General features: G+C 66.5%; 24 protein-coding genes. 6 read left to right on the top strand and 18 right to left on the bottom strand.

Translation table 11 applies throughout. The annotated features are described in order from the left end of the window. Nucleotides 1–91: 91 nt before the first annotated feature. A complete protein-coding gene (locus ACIPG5_RS18080) occupies nt 92–2116 on the top strand; it encodes a mechanosensitive ion channel family protein (RefSeq protein ID WP_401376832.1) in 2025 nt (674 codons plus the stop codon). A gap of 106 nt (nt 2117–2222) precedes the next feature. Here ACIPG5_RS18080 and ACIPG5_RS18075 read toward each other — a convergent pair whose 3' ends face one another. Together ACIPG5_RS18075 and ACIPG5_RS18070 are read right to left on the bottom strand one after the other, a co-directional pair. Then, nucleotides 2223–3179, bottom strand: a complete 957-nt coding sequence (locus ACIPG5_RS18075; protein ID WP_401376830.1) for a class I SAM-dependent methyltransferase — start codon at nt 3177–3179, stop codon at nt 2223–2225. Nucleotide 3180: 1 nt separating this feature from the next. Beyond that, complete coding sequence (locus tag ACIPG5_RS18070) at nt 3181–4077, bottom strand: DMT family transporter (RefSeq protein ID WP_176517176.1); 897 nt, start codon at nt 4075–4077, stop codon at nt 3181–3183. A gap of 133 nt (nt 4078–4210) precedes the next feature. Here ACIPG5_RS18070 and ACIPG5_RS18065 point away from each other — a divergent pair, with 133 nt between their 5' ends. The 3 genes from ACIPG5_RS18065 to ACIPG5_RS18055 all read left to right on the top strand — a co-directional run bounded on the left by ACIPG5_RS18065 (nt 4211) and on the right by ACIPG5_RS18055 (nt 7399). Further along, nucleotides 4211–4648 carry an Lrp/AsnC family transcriptional regulator gene (locus tag ACIPG5_RS18065; protein ID WP_176517178.1) on the top strand — a complete coding sequence of 146 codons (438 nt, stop codon included), beginning with the start codon at nt 4211–4213 and terminating at the stop codon, nt 4646–4648. A gap of 473 nt (nt 4649–5121) precedes the next feature. Continuing rightward, nucleotides 5122–6654, top strand: coding sequence for an NCS1 family nucleobase:cation symporter-1 (locus ACIPG5_RS18060; RefSeq protein ID WP_176517180.1), 1533 nt, complete (start codon nt 5122–5124; stop codon nt 6652–6654). 16 nt (nt 6655–6670) lie between these two features. Then, nucleotides 6671–7399: an aspartate/glutamate racemase family protein gene (locus ACIPG5_RS18055; protein ID WP_236237157.1), complete on the top strand. Its 729-nt coding sequence runs from the start codon at nt 6671–6673 to the stop codon at nt 7397–7399. A gap of 100 nt (nt 7400–7499) precedes the next feature. Here the strand turns inward: ACIPG5_RS18055 and ACIPG5_RS18050 are convergent, their stop codons facing one another. From ACIPG5_RS18050 to ccmA, 16 genes are all read right to left on the bottom strand, one after another. Next, nucleotides 7500–8693, bottom strand: a complete 1194-nt coding sequence (locus ACIPG5_RS18050; protein ID WP_401376825.1) for a D-amino acid dehydrogenase — start codon at nt 8691–8693, stop codon at nt 7500–7502. Nucleotides 8694–8738: 45 nt separating this feature from the next. Further along, nucleotides 8739–9401 (bottom strand): histidine phosphatase family protein, encoded by a 663-nt coding sequence (locus tag ACIPG5_RS18045; protein WP_401376822.1) that lies wholly within the window; start codon nt 9399–9401, stop codon nt 8739–8741. Between the two features lie 489 nt (nt 9402–9890). Further along, nucleotides 9891–10229, bottom strand: a complete 339-nt coding sequence (locus ACIPG5_RS18040; RefSeq protein WP_012315472.1) for an FKBP-type peptidyl-prolyl cis-trans isomerase — start codon at nt 10227–10229, stop codon at nt 9891–9893. A gap of 72 nt (nt 10230–10301) precedes the next feature. Next, entirely contained in the window at nt 10302–10709 is a 408-nt protein-coding gene (locus ACIPG5_RS18035) for a GFA family protein (protein ID WP_176517190.1), read from the bottom strand. A gap of 76 nt (nt 10710–10785) precedes the next feature. Continuing rightward, the gene (locus tag ACIPG5_RS18030) at nt 10786–11574 is read right to left on the bottom strand and encodes a PhzF family phenazine biosynthesis protein (protein WP_176517191.1); all 789 of its coding nucleotides are present in this window, start codon (nt 11572–11574) and stop codon (nt 10786–10788) included. 51 nt (nt 11575–11625) lie between these two features. Next, nucleotides 11626–12564, bottom strand: a complete 939-nt coding sequence (locus ACIPG5_RS18025; RefSeq protein ID WP_401376818.1) for a 2-hydroxyacid dehydrogenase — start codon at nt 12562–12564, stop codon at nt 11626–11628. Between the two features lie 205 nt (nt 12565–12769). Further along, on the bottom strand, nt 12770–13189 hold the full coding sequence (locus ACIPG5_RS18020; protein ID WP_401376815.1) for a hypothetical protein: 420 nt from the start codon (nt 13187–13189) through the stop codon (nt 12770–12772). Nucleotides 13190–13201: 12 nt separating this feature from the next. After that, complete coding sequence (ccmI, locus tag ACIPG5_RS18015) at nt 13202–14386, bottom strand: c-type cytochrome biogenesis protein CcmI (protein WP_401376812.1); 1185 nt, start codon at nt 14384–14386, stop codon at nt 13202–13204. Continuing rightward, nucleotides 14379–14855 carry a cytochrome c-type biogenesis protein gene (locus ACIPG5_RS18010; protein ID WP_401376809.1) on the bottom strand — a complete coding sequence of 159 codons (477 nt, stop codon included), beginning with the start codon at nt 14853–14855 and terminating at the stop codon, nt 14379–14381. Before ACIPG5_RS18010 ends, ccmI begins: the two co-directional genes overlap by 8 nt. Further along, nucleotides 14852–15388 (bottom strand): DsbE family thiol:disulfide interchange protein, encoded by a 537-nt coding sequence (locus ACIPG5_RS18005; RefSeq protein ID WP_176517196.1) that lies wholly within the window; start codon nt 15386–15388, stop codon nt 14852–14854. Before ACIPG5_RS18005 ends, ACIPG5_RS18010 begins: the two co-directional genes overlap by 4 nt. Further along, entirely contained in the window at nt 15385–17358 is a 1974-nt protein-coding gene (locus tag ACIPG5_RS18000) for a heme lyase CcmF/NrfE family subunit (RefSeq protein ID WP_176517208.1), read from the bottom strand. Before ACIPG5_RS18000 ends, ACIPG5_RS18005 begins: the two co-directional genes overlap by 4 nt. A gap of 11 nt (nt 17359–17369) precedes the next feature. Continuing rightward, nucleotides 17370–17813: a cytochrome c maturation protein CcmE gene (gene ccmE / locus ACIPG5_RS17995; RefSeq protein WP_176517198.1), complete on the bottom strand. Its 444-nt coding sequence runs from the start codon at nt 17811–17813 to the stop codon at nt 17370–17372. Then, complete coding sequence (gene ccmD / locus ACIPG5_RS17990; RefSeq protein ID WP_176517200.1) at nt 17810–17986, bottom strand: heme exporter protein CcmD; 177 nt, start codon at nt 17984–17986, stop codon at nt 17810–17812. The genes ccmE and ccmD overlap by 4 nt, the downstream gene beginning before the upstream one ends. Next, nucleotides 17986–18750, bottom strand: a complete 765-nt coding sequence (locus ACIPG5_RS17985; RefSeq protein WP_176517202.1) for a heme ABC transporter permease — start codon at nt 18748–18750, stop codon at nt 17986–17988. Before ACIPG5_RS17985 ends, ccmD begins: the two co-directional genes overlap by 1 nt. A gap of 46 nt (nt 18751–18796) precedes the next feature. Beyond that, a complete protein-coding gene (gene ccmB / locus ACIPG5_RS17980; RefSeq protein ID WP_060493049.1) occupies nt 18797–19465 on the bottom strand; it encodes a heme exporter protein CcmB in 669 nt (222 codons plus the stop codon). Further along, nucleotides 19462–20094: a cytochrome c biogenesis heme-transporting ATPase CcmA gene (ccmA, locus tag ACIPG5_RS17975; protein ID WP_176517204.1), complete on the bottom strand. Its 633-nt coding sequence runs from the start codon at nt 20092–20094 to the stop codon at nt 19462–19464. The genes ccmB and ccmA overlap by 4 nt, the downstream gene beginning before the upstream one ends. A 129-nt stretch (nt 20095–20223) precedes the next feature. Between ccmA and ACIPG5_RS17970 the strand changes: the two genes are divergently transcribed. Then, nucleotides 20224–21762, top strand: coding sequence for a flagellar hook-length control protein FliK (locus tag ACIPG5_RS17970; protein ID WP_401376803.1), 1539 nt, complete (start codon nt 20224–20226; stop codon nt 21760–21762). Further along, on the top strand, nt 21759–22103 hold the full coding sequence (locus tag ACIPG5_RS17965; RefSeq protein ID WP_236236338.1) for an EscU/YscU/HrcU family type III secretion system export apparatus switch protein: 345 nt from the start codon (nt 21759–21761) through the stop codon (nt 22101–22103). The genes ACIPG5_RS17970 and ACIPG5_RS17965 overlap by 4 nt, the downstream gene beginning before the upstream one ends. Nucleotides 22104–22108 lie beyond the last annotated feature (5 nt).

Raw genomic sequence — 22108 nt, 5'->3', positions numbered from 1 at the left:
AAATACACACCCCATCGAACTTTCTTGCGCCCACACCAATCAGTTCCTTGAGTAACCCTGCCCCGCTCACCCCGGCCCAAGGAGTACTCCAGTGCTGCGCTACCTCGCCACCCTGCTGCTCGGCTGCTTGCTGAGCACCCACCTGCTCGCCGCAGACCCCGCCCCCGCCGAAGAACAACCCGCCGAACCGGAAGCGGTCCTGCAAGGCGGCCTGCTCGGCGCCCTGGCCGACGGCCTGGACAGCGCCGCCCAGGAGCTCGACCTCGACGCCCACCTGGTCGATGCCTGGCGCCTGCGCACCGACCGCGCCGCCAAGGAAATGGAACGCCTGGTGGACCGCCATTCGGCTGGCGATTCACTGCAGCTGGCCGGCGACTTCATGCTCCTGACCCTGGCCTGGGCCGCCTGTTTCGCCCTGCTGACCACACTTGGCCGCTGGGTCGCCAGGCGTGCGGCGGGCACCCCGTGGCTGCGCGCCCGCAAGCGTGCCAGCAGCCTGCTCGGCTACCTGCTGCCCTACACCCTGCCGGCCCTGGCCAGCCTGCCGCTGACCCTGTATGCCAGCCGCTTCCTCGACCCTTCGGTGGCCCGCGCCCTGGGCCTGAGCCTGGCCTATGCCACCAGCAGCGGCCTGTTCTCCACCTCGATCATCCTGTGCCTGGTCACCTTGTTCGATGCCGGCCACAAGCGCGCCGCGGTGGCCGTGATCAAGCGCCTGGCACCGCGCCCGCTGTTCCTGATCGGCTTTCTCGCCGCCTGGAGCGATGCGCTGACCAGCCCGCAGATCGCTCGCCAGCTGGGCGGCAACATCACCGCCAGCATCGCCGTGGCCACCGGCCTGATCGCCACCTTCATCTTCGCAAGCCTGGTGATCCGCCTGCGCCGCCCGGTCGCACAGCTGATCCGCAACCGCGCCTTCAAGGACCGCCAGCAACACCGCGCCGTGCAGGAAACCCTGCGGATCTTTTCGCTGGTGTGGTACCTGCCGATCTTGCTGATGATCCTGGTGTCGGCCATCCACCTGGTCGGCGCCGGCGCAGAAAGCCACAAGGCCCTGCAGAACGCGCTGCTGACCACGGTGCTGCTGGTCAGCACGGTGTTTCTCAGCACCCTGCTGCAACACCTGCTGGCCCCGGGCGATGCCGATGCCGGGCAACGGGTGCGGCCGTACAAGGAGCTGCTGCGCAGCCTGGCCCATGCGCTGCTGCGCATTGCCATGGCGGTGGCCTTCATCGAACTGCTGGGGCGCATCTGGGGCTTTTCGGTGATCGACTTCGCCCTGAGCAACAGCCTGGGCCAGGCGATCAGCAACTCGCTGTCGAGCATCGGCCTGATCCTGCTGGTGACCTGGCTGCTCTGGGTGGTACTCGACACCGCCATCCAGGAAGCCCTGAAGCCGCCCGCCGGCCGCCGCGCGGCACGCCAGCCCAGCACCCGGGTGCGGACCATCCTGCCGATGCTGCGCAACGCCATCAAGGTGGTACTGGTGGTGATCTGCACCATCACCACCATGGCCAACCTGGGCATCAACGTCGCGCCGCTGCTGGCCGGTGCCGGGGTGATCGGCCTGGCCATCGGCTTTGGCTCGCAGCAGCTGGTGCAGGACGTGATCACCGGGCTGTTCATCCTGATCGAGGACACCATCTCGATCGGCGACTGGGTGGTGCTCGACTCCGGCCACGCCGGCACCGTCGAGAGCCTGACCATCCGCACCCTGCGCCTGCGCGATGGCAAGGGCTTCGTGCATTCGGTGCCGTTCGGCCAGATCAAGGCGGTCACCAACCAGTCACGACAGTTCGCCTACGCGTTCTTCTCGGTGCAGTTCACCTATGACAGTGACGTGGATGAGTCGCTGGCGCTGATCCACGAGGTGGGGCAGTCGATCAGCGACGACCCGCTGCTGCGCATCAACCTGCAGGGGCCGCTGCAGGTGTTCGGGGTCGACCGCATGGACTTGAACGGGTTCGTGCTCACGGCGCAGTTCCGCACCATTTCCGGGGGGCAGTATGCGGTGAGCCGGGCATTCAACGAGCGGCTGAAGAAGCGCGTGGACCAGACCGAGCATGTGAGCTTTGCCCAGGTGTACCCGTTGCCGGTGCGAAGCGTTTCAGCTTGACGGTGTCAGTTCCGGCCCTATCGCCGGCAAGCCGGCTCCCCCACAGGCCATCGCAGCCCCCCCCTGTGGGAGCCGGCTTGCCGGCGATGGGGCCGCCACAGGCAACCTATACCTGCCTGAATACCAAGGCCTTCAACCCCCCCGCCGGGTCCGCATCGGGAAACTCCGGCGGGTTCTCCAGCCGCTCTACAAAAGCCAGCGAAGGCGCCTGCTCGGCCATGCCCTCGATCAGAAACTCCGGCCCGATCCCCGGGTCGTTCACACACGCCAGCACCGTGCCTCCCTCGCTGAGCAACTCCGGCAGGCGCCGCAGGATCTTCGCGTAATCCTGGGTGAGCACGAAGCTGCCCTTCTGGAAGGTCGGCGGATCGATGATGATCAAGTCATAGGGCCCGTACTTGCGCACCTTGCCCCACGACTTGAACAGCTCATGCCCCAGATACGCCACCCGCGACGCATCGTGGCCATTGAGCCGGTGGTTGTCGCGGCCTCGCGACAGCGCAGCCTTGGCCATGTCGAGGTTGACCACCTGCTCGGCGCCGCCGGCAATCGCCGCCACGGAAAAACCGCAGGTATAGGCGAACAGGTTGAGCACGCGCTTGCCTGGCGCCTGCTTGCGTACCCAGCGGCGCCCGTAGCGCATGTCGAGGAACAGGCCAGTGTTCTGCCGCACGCCCAGGTCCAGCAGGTAACGCAGGCCATCCTCGATGACCTCACGCTGCTGGCACGGCTGGCCCCACACCCACTGCCCCGGGCTGTCGGGCAAGTAGCGGTGCTGGATCAGCATGGCCTGGCCAGCCCAGTGCGGATGCTCGGCAATGCGCGCGAGCATGGCCTCGAGCGCTGCCAGCTGGCCCTCTGGCGGTTCACGGAACAGCGCCAGCGAAAGCACGCCCTGCAGCCAGTCGACGGTGATCTGCTCCAGCCCCGGCCAGCAGCGCCCGCGGCCATGGAACAGGCGGCGGGTTTCTTGCGGGGCGGGGTCGAGGGCAGTGAGCAGGTGCTGTTCGAGGGTCTGGATCGGCGAAGTCATGGCAGGTCGCAAGCAAGTGAAAGGGGGCATTCTACCCTTTGGCCGGCACCTGCGCCGAACGCAACCACCAACCCTGCTGCATGCCCGCCGCCGCCAGCAGGATCAAGCCCACGCCCAACCACTGCAACGGCGCCAGGCGGTGCCCGAACGCCACCCAGTCGACCAGGATCGCCGCGATTGGGTAGATGAACGACAACGCGCCGGTCAACGCCGTGGGCAGGCGCTGGATGGCGCTGTACAGCAACACGTACATCAGCCCCGTGTGGACCATGCCCAGGGTCACCAGGCTGGCCAGTGCCGAGGGCTCGCCAGGCAGGCCGCCGAGCGTGACCCAGGGCGCCAGCAGCAGCGCGCCGGTGCTCACCTGGATCAGCGCGATCAGGTGCGGGGGCGTGCCTTTGAGGCGTTTGATGACCAAGGCAGCGATGGCATACAGAAATGCCGCGCCCAAGGCCAGGGCAATGCCCAGCAGGTACTCCTCGCCACTCGCCTGCCCGGCGCCATGGGCGCTGACGATCGCCAGCATGCCGAGAAAGGCCACGCTCAGCCAGGTGACCTTGGCCAGGGTGATCTTCTCGCCAAGAAACAGCGCCGCCAGCCCCACCAGCATGAACGGCTGCACGTTGTACACCGCCGTGCCGATGGCGATGGACGCCCGCGAGTAGGAGGCGAACAGCAACACCCAGTTGCCGACGATGGCCACGCCGCTGGCAATCGCCAGCAACACGGCGGTGCCGCTGATCACGCCCGGCTTGAGAAAGCCCAGTGCCGCGCAGATCACCAGCAAGGTGCCAGCGCCGAACACGCAGCGCCAGAACACCACCTCCAGCACCGGCTGGCCGGACACCAGCACGAACCAGCCGATGGTGCCGGAAATCAGCATGGCGGCGACCATTTCCAACGAACCGCGGCGCAATGAACTGTCCATCGCATGTCTCCCATTGACGATGGGCCTAGTATGCAGAGGCCCGTCACCGGCCTTCCAGCGGATAACCAAGGCAGTTTTGCCGGTTCACCTTTACTATCAAGGCAAATTCGCACTATCACCTGACGAGGCGCCCATGACCGATGCCATCGACCAACTGCTGATCAATGCACTGATGGAAGACTCCCGCCGCTCGCTCAAGGCGTTGGCGCAGATCAGCGGGCTGTCCGCACCCAGCGTCAGCGAGCGGCTGCGGCGCCTGGAAGAGCGCGGCGTGCTGCGTGGCTACACGGTCGATGTCGACCCGCGCAGCTTTGGCTACCAGCTGCAGGCCATCGTGCGTATCCGCCCGCTGCCGGGGCAGCTGCAGGAGGTGGAACGGCAGATCATCGCCATCCCCCAGTTCACCGAGTGCGACAAGGTGACCGGCGAGGACTGCTTCATTGCCCGGCTGCACGTGCGCTCGATGGAGCAACTCGACACGCTGCTGGACCGGATCAATGTGCTGGCCGAGACCAATACCGCGATCATCAAGAAGTCGCCGGTGAAACGGCGCTTGCCGCCGATGGAGTGAGGCTGGCTGCCGGCGACAGGCCTGCGCAAGAAAAGCTGACTATTTTTTGTACACAAGAATGTCACCTTAAGTGCCATTTTTGTGTGCACTTTCCCAAGTAACGCCCCAAAGCGTTACACATTCCGTTTAATAAAATTTGACCATTCGATCAACTAACACACCCACTAAAAATTTAAACCTGTTCATTTGGTCAACTTATAGTTTCGCTATTTCATTCACTTATCTATCAGTCAGATAGATTCGAAATGATGGCCACTAAAAGCCTCTTTCTCGCCTGGCATGGAACTCGCTTTTGTGTGTTCGTGTTTTGTATACAAGTTCGACAAAACATAAATACACAAGAACCCGCGACGCTGGCCCAATCACCAGCCGCCGCGTCCAGAACCCAGTGATGCCAACGCTGCACCGACGAGATGGCGAGCCCGTGCGCATGCCCGCTCATCGCAGTCCACGTGCATCAGGAGCCCGCCGGAATGAGTACCAGCCTCGACCTTGCCCCTGAACTATCCGTCGCCAGCACCCACGCTTCTTCCACCCTTGCCGGCGAACTTCCGTTACTTGAACTGAGCCCGCGCCTGCACAACCGCGACCTCGCCCCGACCCGCATGGAAGGCCGGCGCTGGGGGCGCTACAGCATCTTCGCGCTGTGGACCAACGATGTGCACAACATCGCCAACTACTCCTTCGCCATGGGCTTGTTCGCCCTGGGCCTGGGCGGCTGGCAAATCCTCCTGTCGCTGGCGATCGGTGCGGCGCTGGTGTACTTCTTCATGAACCTCTCCGGCTACATGGGCCAGAAGACTGGCGTGCCCTTCCCGGTGATCAGCCGCATCGCCTTCGGCATCCACGGCGCGCAGATCCCGGCGCTGATCCGCGCGGTGATCGCCATCGCCTGGTTCGGCATCCAGACCTACCTGGCCTCGGTGGTGCTGCGCGTGCTGCTCACGGCCGTGTGGCCGCAACTGGCCAGCTACGACCACAACAGCCTGCTGGGCCTGTCGAGCCTGGGCTGGGTGTGCTTCGTGGCGATCTGGCTGGTGCAGCTGGTGATCCTCGCCTACGGCATGGAGATGGTGCGCCGCTACGAGGCCTTCGCGGGCCCTGTGATCCTGCTGACCGTGGCCAGCCTTGCGCTGTTCATGTACTTCAAGGCCGATGCGCGCATCGCCTGGTCGGTGGCCGAGCCGCTGAGCGGCTACGAGATGTGGCGCAACATCTTTGCCGGCGGCGCCCTGTGGCTGGCGATCTACGGCACCCTGGTGCTCAACTTCTGCGACTTCGCCCGCTCCTCGCCGTGCCGCAAGACCATCCGCGTCGGCAACTTCTGGGGCCTGCCGGTGAACATCCTGGTGTTCGCCATGATCACCGTGGTGCTGTGCGGTGCGCAGTTCCAGATCAACGGCCAGATCATCGACAGCCCGACGCAGATCGTCGCCAGCATTCCCAACACTGCGTTTCTGGTCCTGGGCTGCATGGCCTTCCTGATCGTCACCGTGGCGGTGAACATCATGGCCAACTTCGTCGCCCCGGCCTTCGTGCTCAGCAACCTGGCGCCACGCCACCTCAACTTCCGCCGTGCCGGGCTGATCAGCGCCACCCTGGCCGTGCTGATCCTGCCGTGGAACCTGTACAACAGCCCGCTGGTGATCGTGTACTTCCTGTCCGGCCTGGGTGCCCTGCTCGGGCCGCTGTACGGGGTGATCATGGCCGACTACTGGCTGCTGCGAAAAGGCTGCATCAACGTGCCGGAGCTGTACAGCGAGCACCCGGCCGGCGCCTACCACTACAGCAAGGGCATCAACCTGCGCGCCGTGGCCGCCTTCCTGCCCGCCGCGCTGCTGGCCATCGTCCTGGCCCTGGTGCCCAACTTCCATGCCATTGCGCCGTTTTCCTGGCTGATCGGTGCCGGCATCGCCGCCGCGCTGTACCTGCTGATCGCCCCGCGCAACCGCCACTACCACGACGTCAGCGGCGAATGCATCGCCGTCGACCACAGCAGCCACTGACCAGGGAGGACTGCCCATGCGCATTCTGATCGCCAACGTCAACACCACCGAAGCCATCACCGAGGCCATTGCCGAGCAGGCCCGCAGCGTGGCTTCACCGGGCACCGAAATCGTCGGCCTGACCCCATGGTTCGGTGCCGAGTCGGTGGAAGGCAATTTCGAAAGCTACCTGGCGGCCATCGCCGTAATGGACCGGGTGCTGGCCTACGAGGGCCCCTACGATGCCGTGATCCAGGCCGGCTACGGCGAGCATGGCCGGGAGGGCCTGCAGGAGCTGTTGAACGTGCCGGTGGTGGACATCACCGATGCCGCCGCCAGCACGGCCATGTACCTGGGCCACGCCTATTCGGTGGTGACCACCCTGGACCGCACCGTGCCGTTGATCGAGGACCGCCTGAAACTGTCCGGCTTGTACGAGCGCTGCGCCTCGGTGCGGGCCAGCGGGCTGGCCGTGCTGGAGCTTGAAGCCGACCCGCAGCGGGCGGTGCAAGCCATCGTCGAGCAGGCCGAGCGGGCCGTGCGCGAGGACAAGGCGGAGGTGATCTGCCTGGGCTGCGGCGGCATGGCCGGGCTGGATGAGCAGATCCGCCAGCGCACCGGGGTGCCGGTGGTGGATGGCGTGAGCGCGGCGGTGACCATCGCCGAGTCGCTGGTGCGCATGGGCTTGAGCACTTCCAAGGTGCGCACCTATGCCACGCCGCGGGTGAAGAAGGTGGTGGGCTGGCCGATGCGCTTCGGGCGCTGAGGTCTCATCTGGCCCTATCGCCGGCAAGCCGGCTCCCACAGGGGTTGAGGCTAGCCCCTGACCTGTGGGAGCCGGCTTGCCGGCGATAGGGCCGGGAACCTCAGCCCATCATCCTGGCCAACCGCTCCCCACTGCCACAGGCCAGGGTGAACCCCAAGGCCCCATGCCCCAGGTTCAGCCAGAGGTTGCGATAGGCCGTCGCCCCAATCAGCGGCACCCCGGTCGGCGTCGCCGGCCGCATCCCGGCCCACTCCACCGCCTGCCCGTAATCTGCCGCCGCGGGCAGCGTCTGCCCCGCCAAGCGGCGCATGCTCTGCAACCTGCGCACATCCACCGCGTCATCGAAGCCGACGATGTCGACCATCGCCGCCACCCGCAGCTGCTGGTCGAGCCGCGCATAGACGACCTTGCGCTCATAGTCGGTAACGCTGACCTGCGGCGCGAGGTGCCCAGGGCCGATCGGCGCAGTCAGGCTGTAACCCTTGAGCGGGTAGACCGGCACCTTCAAGCCCGGCAACGCCAGCCCGGCACTGAGGTGCCCGGCGCACAGCACCAGGCGCTGCACCTCGAGCTGCTCCTGCCCCACCTGCAGCGCCACCACCTGTTCATGGTGGCTGAGCAGCCGCGTGACCGGCTTGCCGAGCAGCAGCTGGCACTGCCCGGACGCACGCAGGCGCTCGGCCAGGCGCTCGCAGAAGCGATGGCAGTCGGCGACTTCTTCATTGGCGGTGAACACGCCACCGATGAAAGGCGCCTGGGCCAGCGCCGGCTCCAATGCCTTGAGTTCGCCAGCCGTGAGCACGTGCTGGCAGGCCGGGTCGAGCACTTGCTCACGCCCATGGGCAAAGGCGCGCTCGCTGCGAAACGCAACCAGCTTGCCGTTGCGCCGCCAGGCGAAGTCCGCCAGGCCGTCTTCCTCGCGCCAGCGCGCCAGCACGGCCTGGCTGTGCAGTGCCAGCTCCAGCAATCGGGCGCCGTTACGGCGATTGACGCTTTTGCGGCATGCCAGCATGAAGGCCAGCAGCCATCGCCACTGCGCCGGGTCCAGGCGCAGCCGCAGCCGCAGCGGCGAGTCGCCCTGCAGCAGCCAGCCCAGCGCCTGCCAAGGCACCCCCGCATCCGCCAAGGGCGCCACATAGCGGTACGACAGCTGCCCGCCATTGGCAAAGCTGGTGGCCGACGCCACGCTGTCGCGCGCATCGATCAGGTCGACCGAATGGCCCTCGCGCACCAGCGCATAAGCTGTGGCCAGGCCGATGACTCCAGCGCCAATTACCGTTATCCGTTGCGTCATGCTGCATCCCTGTCCCGGCTTGCTCGCCCAGACAGTAACAGCCGATCAGGTCGGGCAGCTATGGGGGCCGTTATTGAGGCCCTGGCGCACGTTGCGGCTGAGCAGGCTGGCCTTGCCGTCGTGCCAGGTCAGGGTCAGCACGTAGAGGGTGTCGAAATCGTCACCGCTCCAGTCCTCGGTGATCACCCGCTCCTCGCCCAGGGCCTTGCCGGCCACGGTGTTGATCAGCTCCGGCAGGTAGCCGTGGGACCAGGCCGTATAGACGGTGGCGTTGCGGTATTTTTCGCTGAGCAGTTCGTCGGCGAGGTCTTCGGTATCGTTGGCGCCGAAGTCGATGTTCACCGGCAGGCCCAGGCGAACGGCGCTGGGGGTGATGGTCATCAACGGGCGGATGTAGCTGTAGCTCTGGTCGTGGCTGCCCTCCTCGACGTGCCGCGAGGGGTTGGCGGCGAACACGTAGTCGGCCTTGCCAAAGCGCTCCGGCAACAGCGTGGCCAGGTCCAGCGCGCGGTTGAGGCCCTGGCAGTTCAGCTGCCCCAGCCCTTCTTCGGGTTTTTCGCCATGGCGCAGAAACACCAGGGTCTGGGTACCGTCGACCGGCTGCGCCCGGCTTTCGACCGCCTCCAGTGCCAGGGGCACGGCCACGGCGACCAGGGCCAGGCTCAGCAGCAGCTGGCGACGACGTCGGAGAAAGGATGGCAACTTCATGAAGACGGGCTCTTGTGGCAGTAGGTATCGGGTAAACCCGCCACATCGCCCTGGCTCGGACAAGCCTGGGGCATCCTTGTAGTGAATGCCGTCCTTGGCAACGAGTAGGGCTCAGAGTGCCCTCGACCCGTTTGGTTCCTCCATGAGGGTGGATGCCGTTCCCTAGGCAAGGGTTACCGTAGGGGAATTGTGTTGCTGGATTATTAAGCTCGTCGGGCGTTTTGTATCGCCCTTGAGATCCAGCGCCGCCCACGCGGCGCATCGCGGATAAATCCGCTCCCACATTTGTTGCAACGTGCCTATGCCTGATAGGCCATGGTTGTCAGCCTTTTTGTACGACGCGATTTCTCGGCGGGCGCCAAAGGCGGACAACCATGGCCTGACAGACCGTGGCACGTTGCAACAAATGTGGGAGCGGATTTATCCGCGATGCGCCGCGCGGGCGGCGCTCGATTGTGAGACCAACGTAAGCCTCAAGCCATGCGCCCCTCAATCATCCCGCGTCAACACCTCCAGCAACTCGATCTCGAACGTCAGGTCCGAGTTCGGCGGAATCGCGCCCACGCTGCGCTCGCCATACCCCAGGTGCGCCGGCACCTGCAGCTTGCGCTTGCCGCCGACGCGCATGCCCATCAGGCCCTGGTCCCAGCCCTTGATCACGCGCCCCGTGCCGATCACGCACTGAAAAGGCTTGCCCCGCGACCAGGACGAATCGAACTCGCTGCCGTCGGCCAGCCAGCCGGTGTACTGGGTGGTGATCAAGGCGCCTTTGACGGCGGCCTTGCCGTCGCCTTCGACGAGGTCGGTAATCTGCAGTTCGCTGCTCACAGGCATGCTCCAACGCTGAAATTCAAGGCCGCCCTTTTCGCAGGAATGCCCGGCTTTGGCAAGCCGCAAAGCTCAACCCAGCTGCTCGAAGGCCTGCTGCCCGGTCAGCTCCTTGGTCTGGTTGGCAAAGCAGTACCAGGCCGGTTTCTGCTCGACGAAGATCTGCAGGTCGAACGCCCAGGCCTCGTCGCTGTCGAGCAAGCCCACCGGCACCGCATAGAAGTCGTTGGCCTTGAGCCGGTAGTAGAGGTGCGTGCCGCACCGGCTGCAAAAACCGCGCTGGGCCCAGTCGGACGAATCGTAGACACTGGGCGCTCGCCCTTCGATCAGCGGCGGCTGGCTGCAATGCACCACCAGCATCGGGCCGCCGGTCCACTTGCGGCACATGCTGCAATGGCAGGCGCTGATATGGGTGTTGTCGACCGTGACGCGCAGGTGGGTTTCGCCACACAGGCAGCTGCCGCGTTGTTCCAGGGTCATGGTGGGGCTCCTTGCAAGGGATGGGTGGGCAAGTATAGACGGGCCCAGGCAAGGGCCCGCCGCCCAAGCCGCAGGCTCAGATGTAGATGTTGCCGCGCAGGTACAAGGCCGCGCGGCCGCTGATGATCACCCGGCCATTGCCGGGCACTTCGCACTGCAGTTGGCCCTTGCGTGCACCACCCTGCTCGCAGGTCAGCGCCTGTTTGCCCAGGCGCTCGGCCCACAGCGGCGCCAGCGAGGTATGCGCCGAACCTGTGACCGGGTCTTCGTTGACCCCCACGTTCGGGCCAAACCAGCGGGTGACGAAATCGTAACCACGGCCCGGCGCCGTGACCGCGATGCCGCGCACATCGAAGGCGGCCAGGGCGACGAAGTCGGGCTTGAGCGGGTCGAGCAAGCTGGCGTCGTCGATCATCACCACATAATCGTCGGAGCGATAGACCGCGGCGGCGCCCCGCAAGCCCAGCGCTTCGAGCAGGCCATCCGGGATCGCCACGGCCACCGGCTGCTTGGCCGGGAAGTCCATGGCCAGGTGCCCGTCGGCGTCGCGGCTGACCCGCAGTTCACCGCTGCGGGTGTTGAAACGCAGCACCGCGGCCTGCTCGCCCAGTTGCTCGAACAGCACATAGGCCGACGCCAGGGTGGCGTGGCCGCACAAATCGACTTCGACGGTCGGGGTGAACCAACGCAGGTCGAATGTCTCGCCGTTGCGCACGATATAGGCAGTTTCGGAGAGGTTGTTCTCTTCGGCGATGCGCTGCAGCACGGCATCCGGCAGCCAGTTTTCAAGAGGGATTACCGCTGCAGGGTTGCCACCGAACGGCTCGGCGGTGAAGGCATCGACCTGGAAGATCTCGAGTTGCATGCAAACACTCCTTGAGGCCCGGGCGCTGCCGGGCGGTATCGAAAGCGAAGGTCAAACGCGGACCGGCGTGAGCACCGGCTCGCCAGCAAAGAAAGCCTGCAGATTGCGCAGCACCAGGGTGACCGTGTCGCGCGCAGCCTCTGGGGACTGCCCGGCCACGTGGGGGGTGAGCACGGTGTTGCCGAGGGCCTTGAGGGCTGCGGGCACCGCCGGCTCGTCGTCGAACACGTCCAGCGCCGCACCGGCGATCCGGCCCTGCTGCAGGGCGGTGACCAGCGCCTGGGTGTCCACCACGCTGGCGCGGGCGATGTTCACCAGGTAGCCCTCGGCGCCCAGGGCTTCGAGTACCGGGGCATCGACCAGATGGCGGGTATGCGCGCCACCGGGTGTGGCCACCACCAGGAGGTCCACCGCCTCGGCCAGGTGCAGCGGGCTGTCGTACCAGGTGTAGGGCACGCCCTGGCGCGGGCTGCGGCTGTGGTAGCTGACGGGCATTTCGAAGCCCAGGCTGGCGCGCTTGGCGATGGCTTGGCCGACGGCACCCAGGCCGAGAATACCCAGGCGCTTGCCGCTGACCGAGGGGCTGATGACGCGGTTCCATTCGCCACGGCGGGTGCTGGCATCGGCACGGGGAATATCGCGCAGCAGCGCCAGCAGCATGGCCAGCGTGTGGTCGGCAACCGCGGCGGCGTTGGCACCCGCGCCATTGGTGACCGTGATGCCGCGGGCGGCGGCAGCGGCCAGGTCGACCTGCTCGTAACCGGCGCCGATCACGCAGATGATCTGCAGGGCCGGCAGGGCCTGGATCTCGGCAGCGGTAAGGCCCAGCGGGCCGCGGGTCAGCACGGCATCGATGTCGCCGGCATGGCGCTGGATCGCTTCGGCGCGCAGTTGCGGGGAGGGGGCGCGAATCAAGTGGTAGCCGGCCTGCTCGAGCAGTGGCAGGTAATCATCGACGGTTTCCACCAGCACCAGGACTGTCTTGCGCATGCCACCTCCTTGAATATCAGGGGGGCATTATGCGGAGTCAGGGGCCAGCACAGTCAATCGCAAAATCAGGGGTTAACTGTACTGTATGGGTATAAGGGTATGCCTGTTCTGGCCCTATCGCCGGCAAGCCGGCTCCCACAGGTTAACCACTGAAACATGTGGGAGCCGGCTTGCCGGCGATAGGGACGGTACAGGCTGCCTGGAATTACTGCGCGAAGGCCCGCCCCAGACCACCCGGCACACCGCTGCTATCGGTCTCCTGCCACGGCCCATCCGGGCTCAGCGACCAGCTCCAGCCGCCGTCATAGCGGTAGTAGGTACGCTGGCGGTAGAAGGTGTTGGGCTTTTTCTCCAGCACATACACGCCCAGCTTCGGGTCCCAATGGCTGGCACCGCCCGGTGGCGGCGCGAAGCTGGCAGAGGTGCGCGGCATGGGTTTGGGGATCGCCGCCGGCTTGCTCGGTTGCGTCGACGGCTGGCTGCCCGGCAAAGGCTTGACCACCGGCCCCGGGTGCGAAGGCACCGTCTCCACCGGCGGCGACGGCTGCTCATACGGCTCACGCACCGTACACGCGGACAAACCCAGGGCCAGGGTGATCAGGGTCAGGCGGACGGTACTGTGCATGGCAGGGTTCTCTTACGGGTCGGGGCTGTCGATGACTAATTGTTGGGTGGCCTGGGTCGTATTGGCCAGCGGTGCGCCCTGGCCGATCCACTCGCCATGGGTAGGCTGACCGGCACGCGACACACGTGCAACCAGTTGGACTTCGGCGAAGTCCGACAGTTTCATCTGCGGCATCATCGCATCGGCGTCGGTCAGTTCCACCTCCAGCGGCAACTGCGCCACGGTCACCCGCTTGGCCGCCAGCGGCATGGGTGGGCCATTCTTGGCGCGGGCGAAGATGAACACGGTGTCGTCGGGCTTGACCTTGTCCTTGAGCGCCGCAGCAAGTTCCACCCGCACTTTCAGGCGCGCCGCAGCCACCGGCTTGCCGGCATCGCCGCCCAGGCGCTGCGCCGCGCGGTCGATGCCACCTTGCAGCGCCGCGCGCGAGGCGTCGCCTTCGGGCAATTGCGCCAGCAGGCGCGTCCAGTAATCGATCGCTTCCTGGTAACGCTCGCCCTCGAAGGCGGCGATACCGCGCAGGCCAAGGCTGGTGACTTCATTGGGGTCGGCCTTGAGCGCCTCGTCGGTCAGCGCCTGCACCTGCGGGTTCCATTGCTTGTCGGCAGCAAAGTACAGCGCCTGCGCCCATTGCCCGAGCAGCTCGGGCTGGCGCCCGGCCAGGGCCACGGCACGCTCGTAGGCGCGCGCGGCATCGGCCGGGCGCTGCTCGGCCATGTAGGCACGGCCGAGGAAGTACAAGCCTTCGGCCGAATCGGGCTGGGCTTGCACCGCCCGCTCCAGGCGCGCGGTGATTTCTTCCATGCTCTTGGGTGCGGCGGCGAACTCCTGGGTCAGCTGGACCTTGTCGGCGGCGCCGAAGTGCAGGTACAGCCCCAGGCCCAGCAGCGGCACCAGCACCGCCGCCAACAGCGGCAACGCCTTGCCCAGGTGCCCCTGGCGCGGCGCGTCGGCACCTTCGGTGTCGGCCAGCAATTCGCGCGCGGCCTCGTCGCGGCCGGTGGCCAGTTGCGTATCGTCCAGCACCCCGGCTGCCTGCTGGGCGGCCAGTTCGGCGACACGCTCCTGGTACAGGGCCACGTTCAGCGCAGTACGCTCTTCTTCCTGCTGCTGGCGGCGGCCACGCAGGATCGGGATCAGCAGAAAGCCGAGGGCGGCGAGCAGCAGCAGGCCCGCGCTAAGCCAGAATTCAGTCATGGGTCTGTTCTTTTTCCAGCAGTTTGGCGAGACGCTCGCGTTCTTGCGCGGACAGGTGCTCCACGCCCTCGGCCACCGGGCCACGGCGCCGGCGCACGATCAGCACCAGCACCGCGAAGCCACCGACCAGCAGGATGCCCGGGCCGAACCAGAGCAGCCAGGTACGCCCGCTGAGCGCAGGCTTGTAGCGCACGAAGTCGCCATAGCGGTCGACCATGAAGTCGACGATCTGCTGGTTGCTCTTGCCCTCGCCGAGCATGCGGAAGATCTCGCGGCGCAGGTCGGCGGCAATCGGCGCGTTGGAGTCGGCGATGTCCTGGTTCTGGCATTTGGGGCAGCGCAGTTCCTTGGTCAGTTGCTGATAGCGCTCGCGCTCGGCGTCGTCGCGGAACTGGTAGGTGTCGATGGCCGCCTTGGCCACGCCGGCCAGGCTCATGCCCAGCACGGCGGCTGCAAGCCAGCGCTTCATGGCTTGGCCTCGTCGACCAGGCCCTGGTACAGCGGCGCCAGCTGCTCGCGCCAGACGCTGGCATCGACGATGCCCACGTGCTTGTAGCGGATCACGCCCTTGGCGTCGATCAGGAAGGTTTCCGGCGCGCCGTACACGCCAAGGTCCAGGCCCAGGCTGCCCTGCTCGTCGCGGATGTCCAGCTGGTAGGGGTTGTGGAACTCGGCCAGCCACTTCAGCGCGGCGGCATTGTCATCCTTGTAGTTGATGCCGTAGATCACCACGCCCTGCTCGGCCAGCTGGTTCAGGTACGGGTGCTCGACCTTGCACGACGGGCACCAGGTGGCCCAGACGTTGACCAGTGCCGGGCGGCCCTGCAGGTCGGCCTGGGTGAGGTTGCGATCGCCCTGGGTCGAGGCCAGGGAGAACGCCGGGAACGGCTTGCCGATCATCGCCGAGGGCAGCTCGTCAGGCTTGAGGAACAGCCCTTTGTAGAGGAATACCGCCATCAGCAGGAATACCGCCAAGGGCACCACCATGATCCAACGCTTCATGCAGCTGCTCCAGACACGCCCAGGACATCACGCACCCGGGTCTTGACCTTGACGCGGTAGCGCCGGTCGAAGGCCGCCAGCAAACCGCCCAGGCCGGTCAGCAGACCGCCCAGCCAGATCCAGCGAACGTAAGGCTTGATATGCACCCGCACCGCCCAGGCGCCGTTTTCCAGCGGCTCGCCCAGGGCCACATACAGATCGCGGGTGAAGCCGGCATCGATGCCCGCTTCGGTCATCATCGACTGCTGCACGGTGTACAGGCGTTTTTCCGGGTGCAGGGTAGTCACTTCACGGCCATCGCGGCTGACCACGATGGTGCCCTTGTCGGAGATGAAGTTCGGCCCCTCGAAGTGCTTGGCGCCCTGGAACAGGAAGTGATAGCCACCCAGTTCGACGCTCTCGCCCGGCGCCATGCGCAGGTCGCGCTCGGCGCTGTTGTTGCTCGACAGCACCACGCCCAGGGCGCACACCGCCAGGCCCAGGTGCGCCAGCTGCATGCCCCAGTAGCTGCGGGTGAGGCCGCGCACGCCTTTGGCCAGGCCCTTGTGGCGGGTCTTGTCGAGGATGTCGCGCAGCCCGGCCAGCACCACCCAGGCGGCCAGGGCGAAGGCGCTCAGGGTTGGCCAGTCGAAGTCGTCGACGATCAGGCCGGCCACCGGCGCCAGGACTGCGCTGCCGATCAGCACCGGGGTCATCATGCTCGCCAGCCACTTGCCCGGGGTGTCCTTCCAGCGCACCACCACGCCTACCCCGAGCACCACCATCAGCAGCGCCATCAGCGGCAGGAACAGGGCGTCGAAGTACGGCGGGCCGACCGACAGCTTGGCCCCGGTCAAGGCATCGAGCACCAGCGGGTACAGGGTGCCGAGCAGGATCATCGAGGCCGCCACCACCAGCACCAGGTTGTTGGCCAGCAGCAGTGTTTCGCGCGACCACAGGGCAAAGCCGACCTGGCTCTTGACCACCGGCGCGCGCAGGGCGAACAGGGTCAGCGAGCCGCCGACCACGAACAGCAGGAAGATCAGGATGAACACGCCGCGCGAGGGGTCGGCGGCGAAGGCGTGCACCGAGGTCAGCACGCCGGAACGCACCAGGAAGGTGCCCAGCAGGCTCAGCGAGAAGGCGGCGATCGCCAGCAGCACCGTCCAGCTCTTGAACACGCCGCGCTTCTCGGTCACCGCCAGCGAATGGATCAGCGCGGTGCCCACCAGCCAGGGCATGAACGAGGCGTTTTCCACCGGGTCCCAGAACCACCAGCCGCCCCAGCCCAGCTCGTAGTAGGCCCACCAGGAGCCCAGGGTGATGCCCACCCCGAGAAAGGCCCAGGCGACGATGGTCCAGGGCCGCGACCAGCGCGCCCAGGCGGCGTCCAGGCGGCCGCCGAGCAAGGCGGCGATGGCGAAGGCGAAGGCCACCGAGAAGCCCACGTAGCCCATGTACAGCATCGGCGGGTGAACGATCAGGCCAAAATCCTGCAGCAGCGGGTTGAGGTCGCGACCGTCCACCGGCACTTGCGGCAGCAGGCGTTCGAACGGGTTGGAGGTGATGATCAAGAAGCTCAGGAAGCCCGTGCTGATCATGCCCATCACCGCCAGCACCCGCGCCAGCATCACTTGCGGCAATTGCCGCGAGAAGATCGACACGGCGAAGGTCCAGCCGCCCAGGATCAACGCCCAGAGCAGTAGCGAGCCTTCGTGCGCGCCCCACACGGCGCTGAACTTGTAGTACCAGGGCAAGGCGCTGTTGGAGTTGCTGGCGACATAGGCCACCGAGAAGTTGTCGGTCATGAAGGCATGGGTGAGGCAGGCGAAGGCAAAGGCCAGGAAGGCGAACTGGCCCCAGGCCGCCGGGCGCGCCAGGCTCATCCACAGGCTGTCGCCGCGCCAGGCGCCGAGCAGCGGTACGCTCGCCTGCACCACGGCGAAACAGATCGCCAGGATCATCGCCAGTTGGCCGAGTTCGGGTATCACCAGGGCCGCGTTCATGGCTGGGCCTGCGCTTGGCCGCTTTCTTTCAAGGCCTTGGTCACTTCAGGTGGCATGTATTTCTCATCGTGCTTGGCCAGCACCTCGTCGGCCACCACCACGCCCTCGCCGTTGACCTTGCCCAAAGCGACGATGCCCTGCCCTTCGCGGAACAGGTCGGGGAGGATGCCACGGTAGGTGATCGGCACCGATTTATTGAAGTCGGTGACCACGAAGCGCACATCGAGCGAGTCGGCCGAGCGCTGCACCGAACCCTTCTCGACCATGCCGCCGGCGCGGATGCGGGTGTCCACCGGCGCCTCGCCATTGGCGATCTGGGTGGGGGTATAGAACAGGTTGATGTTCTGCTGCAGGGCGCTCAAGGCAAAGCCGACGGCCACCGCGACACCGGCCAGCAGGCCGAGGATCAGGAACAGGCGTTTCTTGCGCTGCGGATTCACAGGTTGTTCTCCCGGCGCAGACGGCGCGCCTCTTCTTGCAGGTAGCGACGGCGGGCCAGCAGGGGCGCGGCGACATTGATCGCCAGCACCGCCAGGCAGATGCCATAGGCCGACCAGACGTACAGGCCATGGTGGCCCATGGCGAGAAAATCGCCGAATGAAGAAAAGCTCATCACGCGGCCCTCCGACCCAGGCTGTTCAACACTTCTTCGCGCACCCAACTGGCCCGCGCCTCGCGCTTGAGCACCTCGAGGCGCATGCGCAGCAACAGCACCGCACCGAAGAAGCAGTAGAAGCCCAGCGCCGTGCACAGCAGCGGCAGCCACATCTCGGCCGGCATGGCCGGCTTTTCGGTGAGGGTGAAGGTGGCGCCCTGGTGCAGGGTGTTCCACCACTCCACCGAGTACTTGATGATCGGGATGTTGATCACGCCGACGATGGCCAGCACCGCGCAGGCCTTGGCCGCGCTGTCACGGTTGCTGATGGCCTGGCCCAGGGCGATGATGCCGAAATACAGGAACAGCAAAATCAGCATCGAGGTCAGGCGCGCATCCCACACCCACCAGCTGCCCCAGGTCGGCTTGCCCCAGATGGCCCCGGTGACCAGCGCCACGGCGGTCATCCAGGCGCCGATGGGCGCCGCGCACTGCAGGGCGACGTCGGCCAGCTTCATCTTCCACACCAGCCCCACCACCCCGGCCACCGCCAGCAGCACGTAGCAGGACTGGGCCAGCATGGCCGCCGGCACGTGGATGTAGATGATGCGGAAACTGTTGCCCTGCTGGTAGTCCTGGGGGGCGAAGGCCAGGCCCCAGATCACGCCGGTGGCCAGCAGCAGGATGGCGGAAACGGCCAGCCACGGCAGCATGCGGCCGCTGATGGCATAGAACCATTTGGGGGAACCCAGTTTGTGGAACCACGTCCAGCTTATTTTCATCAGGGTACATCCAGGGTATTAGCCGGGCTTGAAAGCCCGGGACTCGTTATTCGCCGACGCTGATCTTCAGGCCGGCCGCTATCGCAAAGGGTGCCAGGGTAACCGCCAGGGCCGTCAGGCTTGCCAGCCACAGCAGGTGGCCGGTGGCGGGCATATTCTGCAACGCCGCCTGCAACGCACCACTGCCCAGGATCAATACAGGGATATACAACGGCAGAATCAGCAACGCCAGCAGCAAACCACCGCGCTTGAGGCCGACCGTCAGCGCCGCGCCCACCGCGCCCAGCAGGCTCAGCACCGGGGTGCCCAGCAGCAGCGAGCCGAGCAGCACCGGCAGGCAATGGCTCGGCAAACCCAGCATCAATGCCAGCAGTGGCGCCAACAATACCAGTGCCAGGCCGGAAAAGATCCAGTGCGCCAGCACCTTGGCCAGCACCAGCAGGGCCAGCGGGTGTGGCGACAGCACCCACTGCTCCAGCGAACCGTCCTCGAAATCGCTGCGAAACAGGCCGTCGAGCGACAGCAGCACCGCCAGCAAAGCCGCGACCCAGACCAGCCCGGGAGACAAGGTTTGCAACAATTGGCTCTCCGGGCCTACCGCCAGCGGAAACAGCGCCACGACGATGGCGAAGAACACCAGGGGGTTGGCCAGCTCGGCCGGGCGGCGGAACAGCAGGCGCGCCTCGCGGCGCAACAACAGAAGAAATACGCTCATGCTGCCCATTGCCCCAGGTTCAGTTCGCGGTAACCGGACGGTTTGTGCGCCAACGTGTGGTGGGTGGTCAGCACCACGGTCCCGCCCTGCTCGCAGTGCGCCGCCAGGTGCGCTTCAAGCTGGGCGACGCCTTGCTTGTCGAGGGCGGTGAAGGGTTCGTCGAGAATCCACAGTGGCGGGCTGTCCAGGTGCAGGCGGGCCAGGGCCACGCGGCGCTGCTGGCCGGCCGACAAGGTATGGCACGGCACGTCCTCGAAGCCGCGCAGGCCAACGGCGCTCAGCGCGGCCCAGATGGCATCGCGGCTGGCCGGCTGGTGCAGGGCGCACAGCCAGGTGAGGTTTTCCTCGGCGCTGAGCAGGTCCTTGATGCCGGCGGCGTGACCGATCCACAGCAGGATGCTGGCCAAGGCATGGCGCTGTTCGGCCAAGGGCTGGCCGCCCAGCAGGATCTGCCCGGCAGTGGGTTGCATCAGCCCGGCCAGCAAACGCAGCAGGCTGGTCTTGCCGCTGCCGTTGGGGCCGCTGATCTGCAGCATGTCGCCTGGCCGCAGCTCGAAATCCAGCTGTTCGAACAGCAGGCGCCAGTCGCGCTCGCAGGCCAGGCCCACGGCTTGGAGGTGAAAGGTCACGGTTTCGCCTTATGCAGTGTCTCAAGTCGCCCCCCTCGCTGCCGTTACAGTGGCAGTGGCGGGCGGCCGGCATTATTACATGCGCGGCTTCGCTGCCAAGAGGGCGGGTTCGACAGGTTGTATACAATCATGACTGAAATCAATAGTCTCGGCGCACAAACCGCGGTCAGCCCCCAGGCGATCAAAGCGGCGATGACCGGCGAGCTGCTCAACCTGACCCAGGCGCAACCCGGCTTGCTCAAGCCTGGCGAAACCGCGCAGGCCGAGGTCTTGACCCTCAAGCAGAGCGGCAGCGAGTTCCAGCTGGTGCTGCGCCTGCTGCTGGCCAATGGCACCCAGGCCCAGGTGCAGGCCAATGCCAGCCAACCGCTGGCACCGGGCAGCCAGGTCACGGTCAGCCAGCCGCAAGGCGATCGCCTGGCGCTGATGGTGCAACAGGCCAATGCCAGCGCTGTCAGCACCCTGACCCAGCTCGACACCAGCAAGGTACCGGTCGGTACGCTGCTGCAGGGCAAGGTGCTGACCAGCCAGCTGCTGCAAAACCCAGGCGCACAGGCCAGCTTCCGCTCGCTGGTCAGCCTGCTCAACACCGCCCAGGCCGGCGCCACCCTGAGCATCGACAGCCCGCGCCCGCTGGCGGTCGGCAGCCTGCTCAGCGCCCTGGTGCAGGGCGACCAGTCGCTGCGTTTCGTGCCCTTGAGCGGGCGCCAGGAACAATTGAATGTCGACCAGCAACTCGCCACCCAACAGGCGCGCCAGGCCTCCCTGCCGGGGTTGCTCGGCGCCCTGCAGCAACTGGCCGGCAGCGCTGATGGCGAACTGCGCGCCAGTGCCGAGCGCCTGCTGGCCAGCCTGCCGGACGCACGCCAGCTGGGCGATGCCAAGGGCCTGGCCCAGGCCTTGGGCAACAGCGGCGTGTTTCTCGAAGCCAAGCTGCTTGGCGGGCTGGCCACGGGCGTGGACCTGAAGGCGCAACTGCTGCGCCTGGTGGCGCAGGTGCCCAGCGACGGCCCGCTCGCCTCTGGCAACCCTTCGACCCTGGCCCAAGTGATGCCGGCCCTGGCCCGCAGCGCCCTGGGCATGCTTGAGCGGGTCAGCCCGCGCCAGCCCCCTGGCGCCTTCCCCCTGCCCTCGCGGCTGCTGCAAGCCATGGAAGAGGAAGGCGACCTGCAGCAACTGCTGCGCCTGGCCGCCGCTGCCATTTCGCGGCTGCAGAGCCATGCCCTGAGCAGCCTGCAACAAAGCGGCACGCTGGAGAACGGCAACCTGCAAACGACCTGGCAAACCGAGATCCCGGTGCGCCATGGCCAGGAGTTCATCCCCTTGCAGGCCAAGCTGCAGCGCGAGGAAACCCCCGAGCAACAGGCCGATCGCCAGCGCGAGCAGCCGGACCCGCTGCAGGCCCTGTGGCGCATCGACCTGGCCTTCGACCTGCCCCCGCTTGGCCCCTTGCAGGTCCAGGCACAACTCACCCAAGGGCGTTTGTCCGGCCAGCTGTGGGCCGAGCGCGAGCAGACCGCGCGGCTGATCGACAGCCAGCTCGGTGTGCTGCGCGAGCGCCTGCTGGCCCGTGGCGTGGAGGTCGGCGACCTGGAGTGCCACCCCGGCATCCCGCCCCAAGGCCCCCGTACCCGCGTGGAACAACGCTGGGTGGATGAAACCGCATGAGCAAGCGCCAACCCCGCCAGGCCATCGCCCTGAGCTACGACGGCCAGCAGGCCCCGACCCTCAGCGCCAAGGGCGACGACGAACTGGCCGAGGCCATCCTGGCCCTGGCCCGCGAGCACGAAGTGCCGATCTACGAAAATGCCGAGCTGGTGCGCCTGCTGGCGCGCCTGGAGCTCGGCGAGCAGATTCCCGAGGCGCTGTACCTGACCATCGCCGAAATCATCGCCTTCGCCTGGCAGTTGCGCGGCAAGGTGCCGGTGGGCTTCGACGATGAACCGGCCGGTGAGCGGGACATCACTCCGGCTGCGCCCTACCTGCTGCCAGGCCCACGGCCCCGGTAACTCAG

The organism is Pseudomonas sp. NPDC087029 (assembly GCF_044745345.1).
Classification (GTDB): domain Bacteria; phylum Pseudomonadota; class Gammaproteobacteria; order Pseudomonadales; family Pseudomonadaceae; genus Aquipseudomonas; species Aquipseudomonas faucium.
Note: the sequence above shows the minus strand (reverse complement) of the source record. Positions and strands in the feature narration are given on the sequence as shown.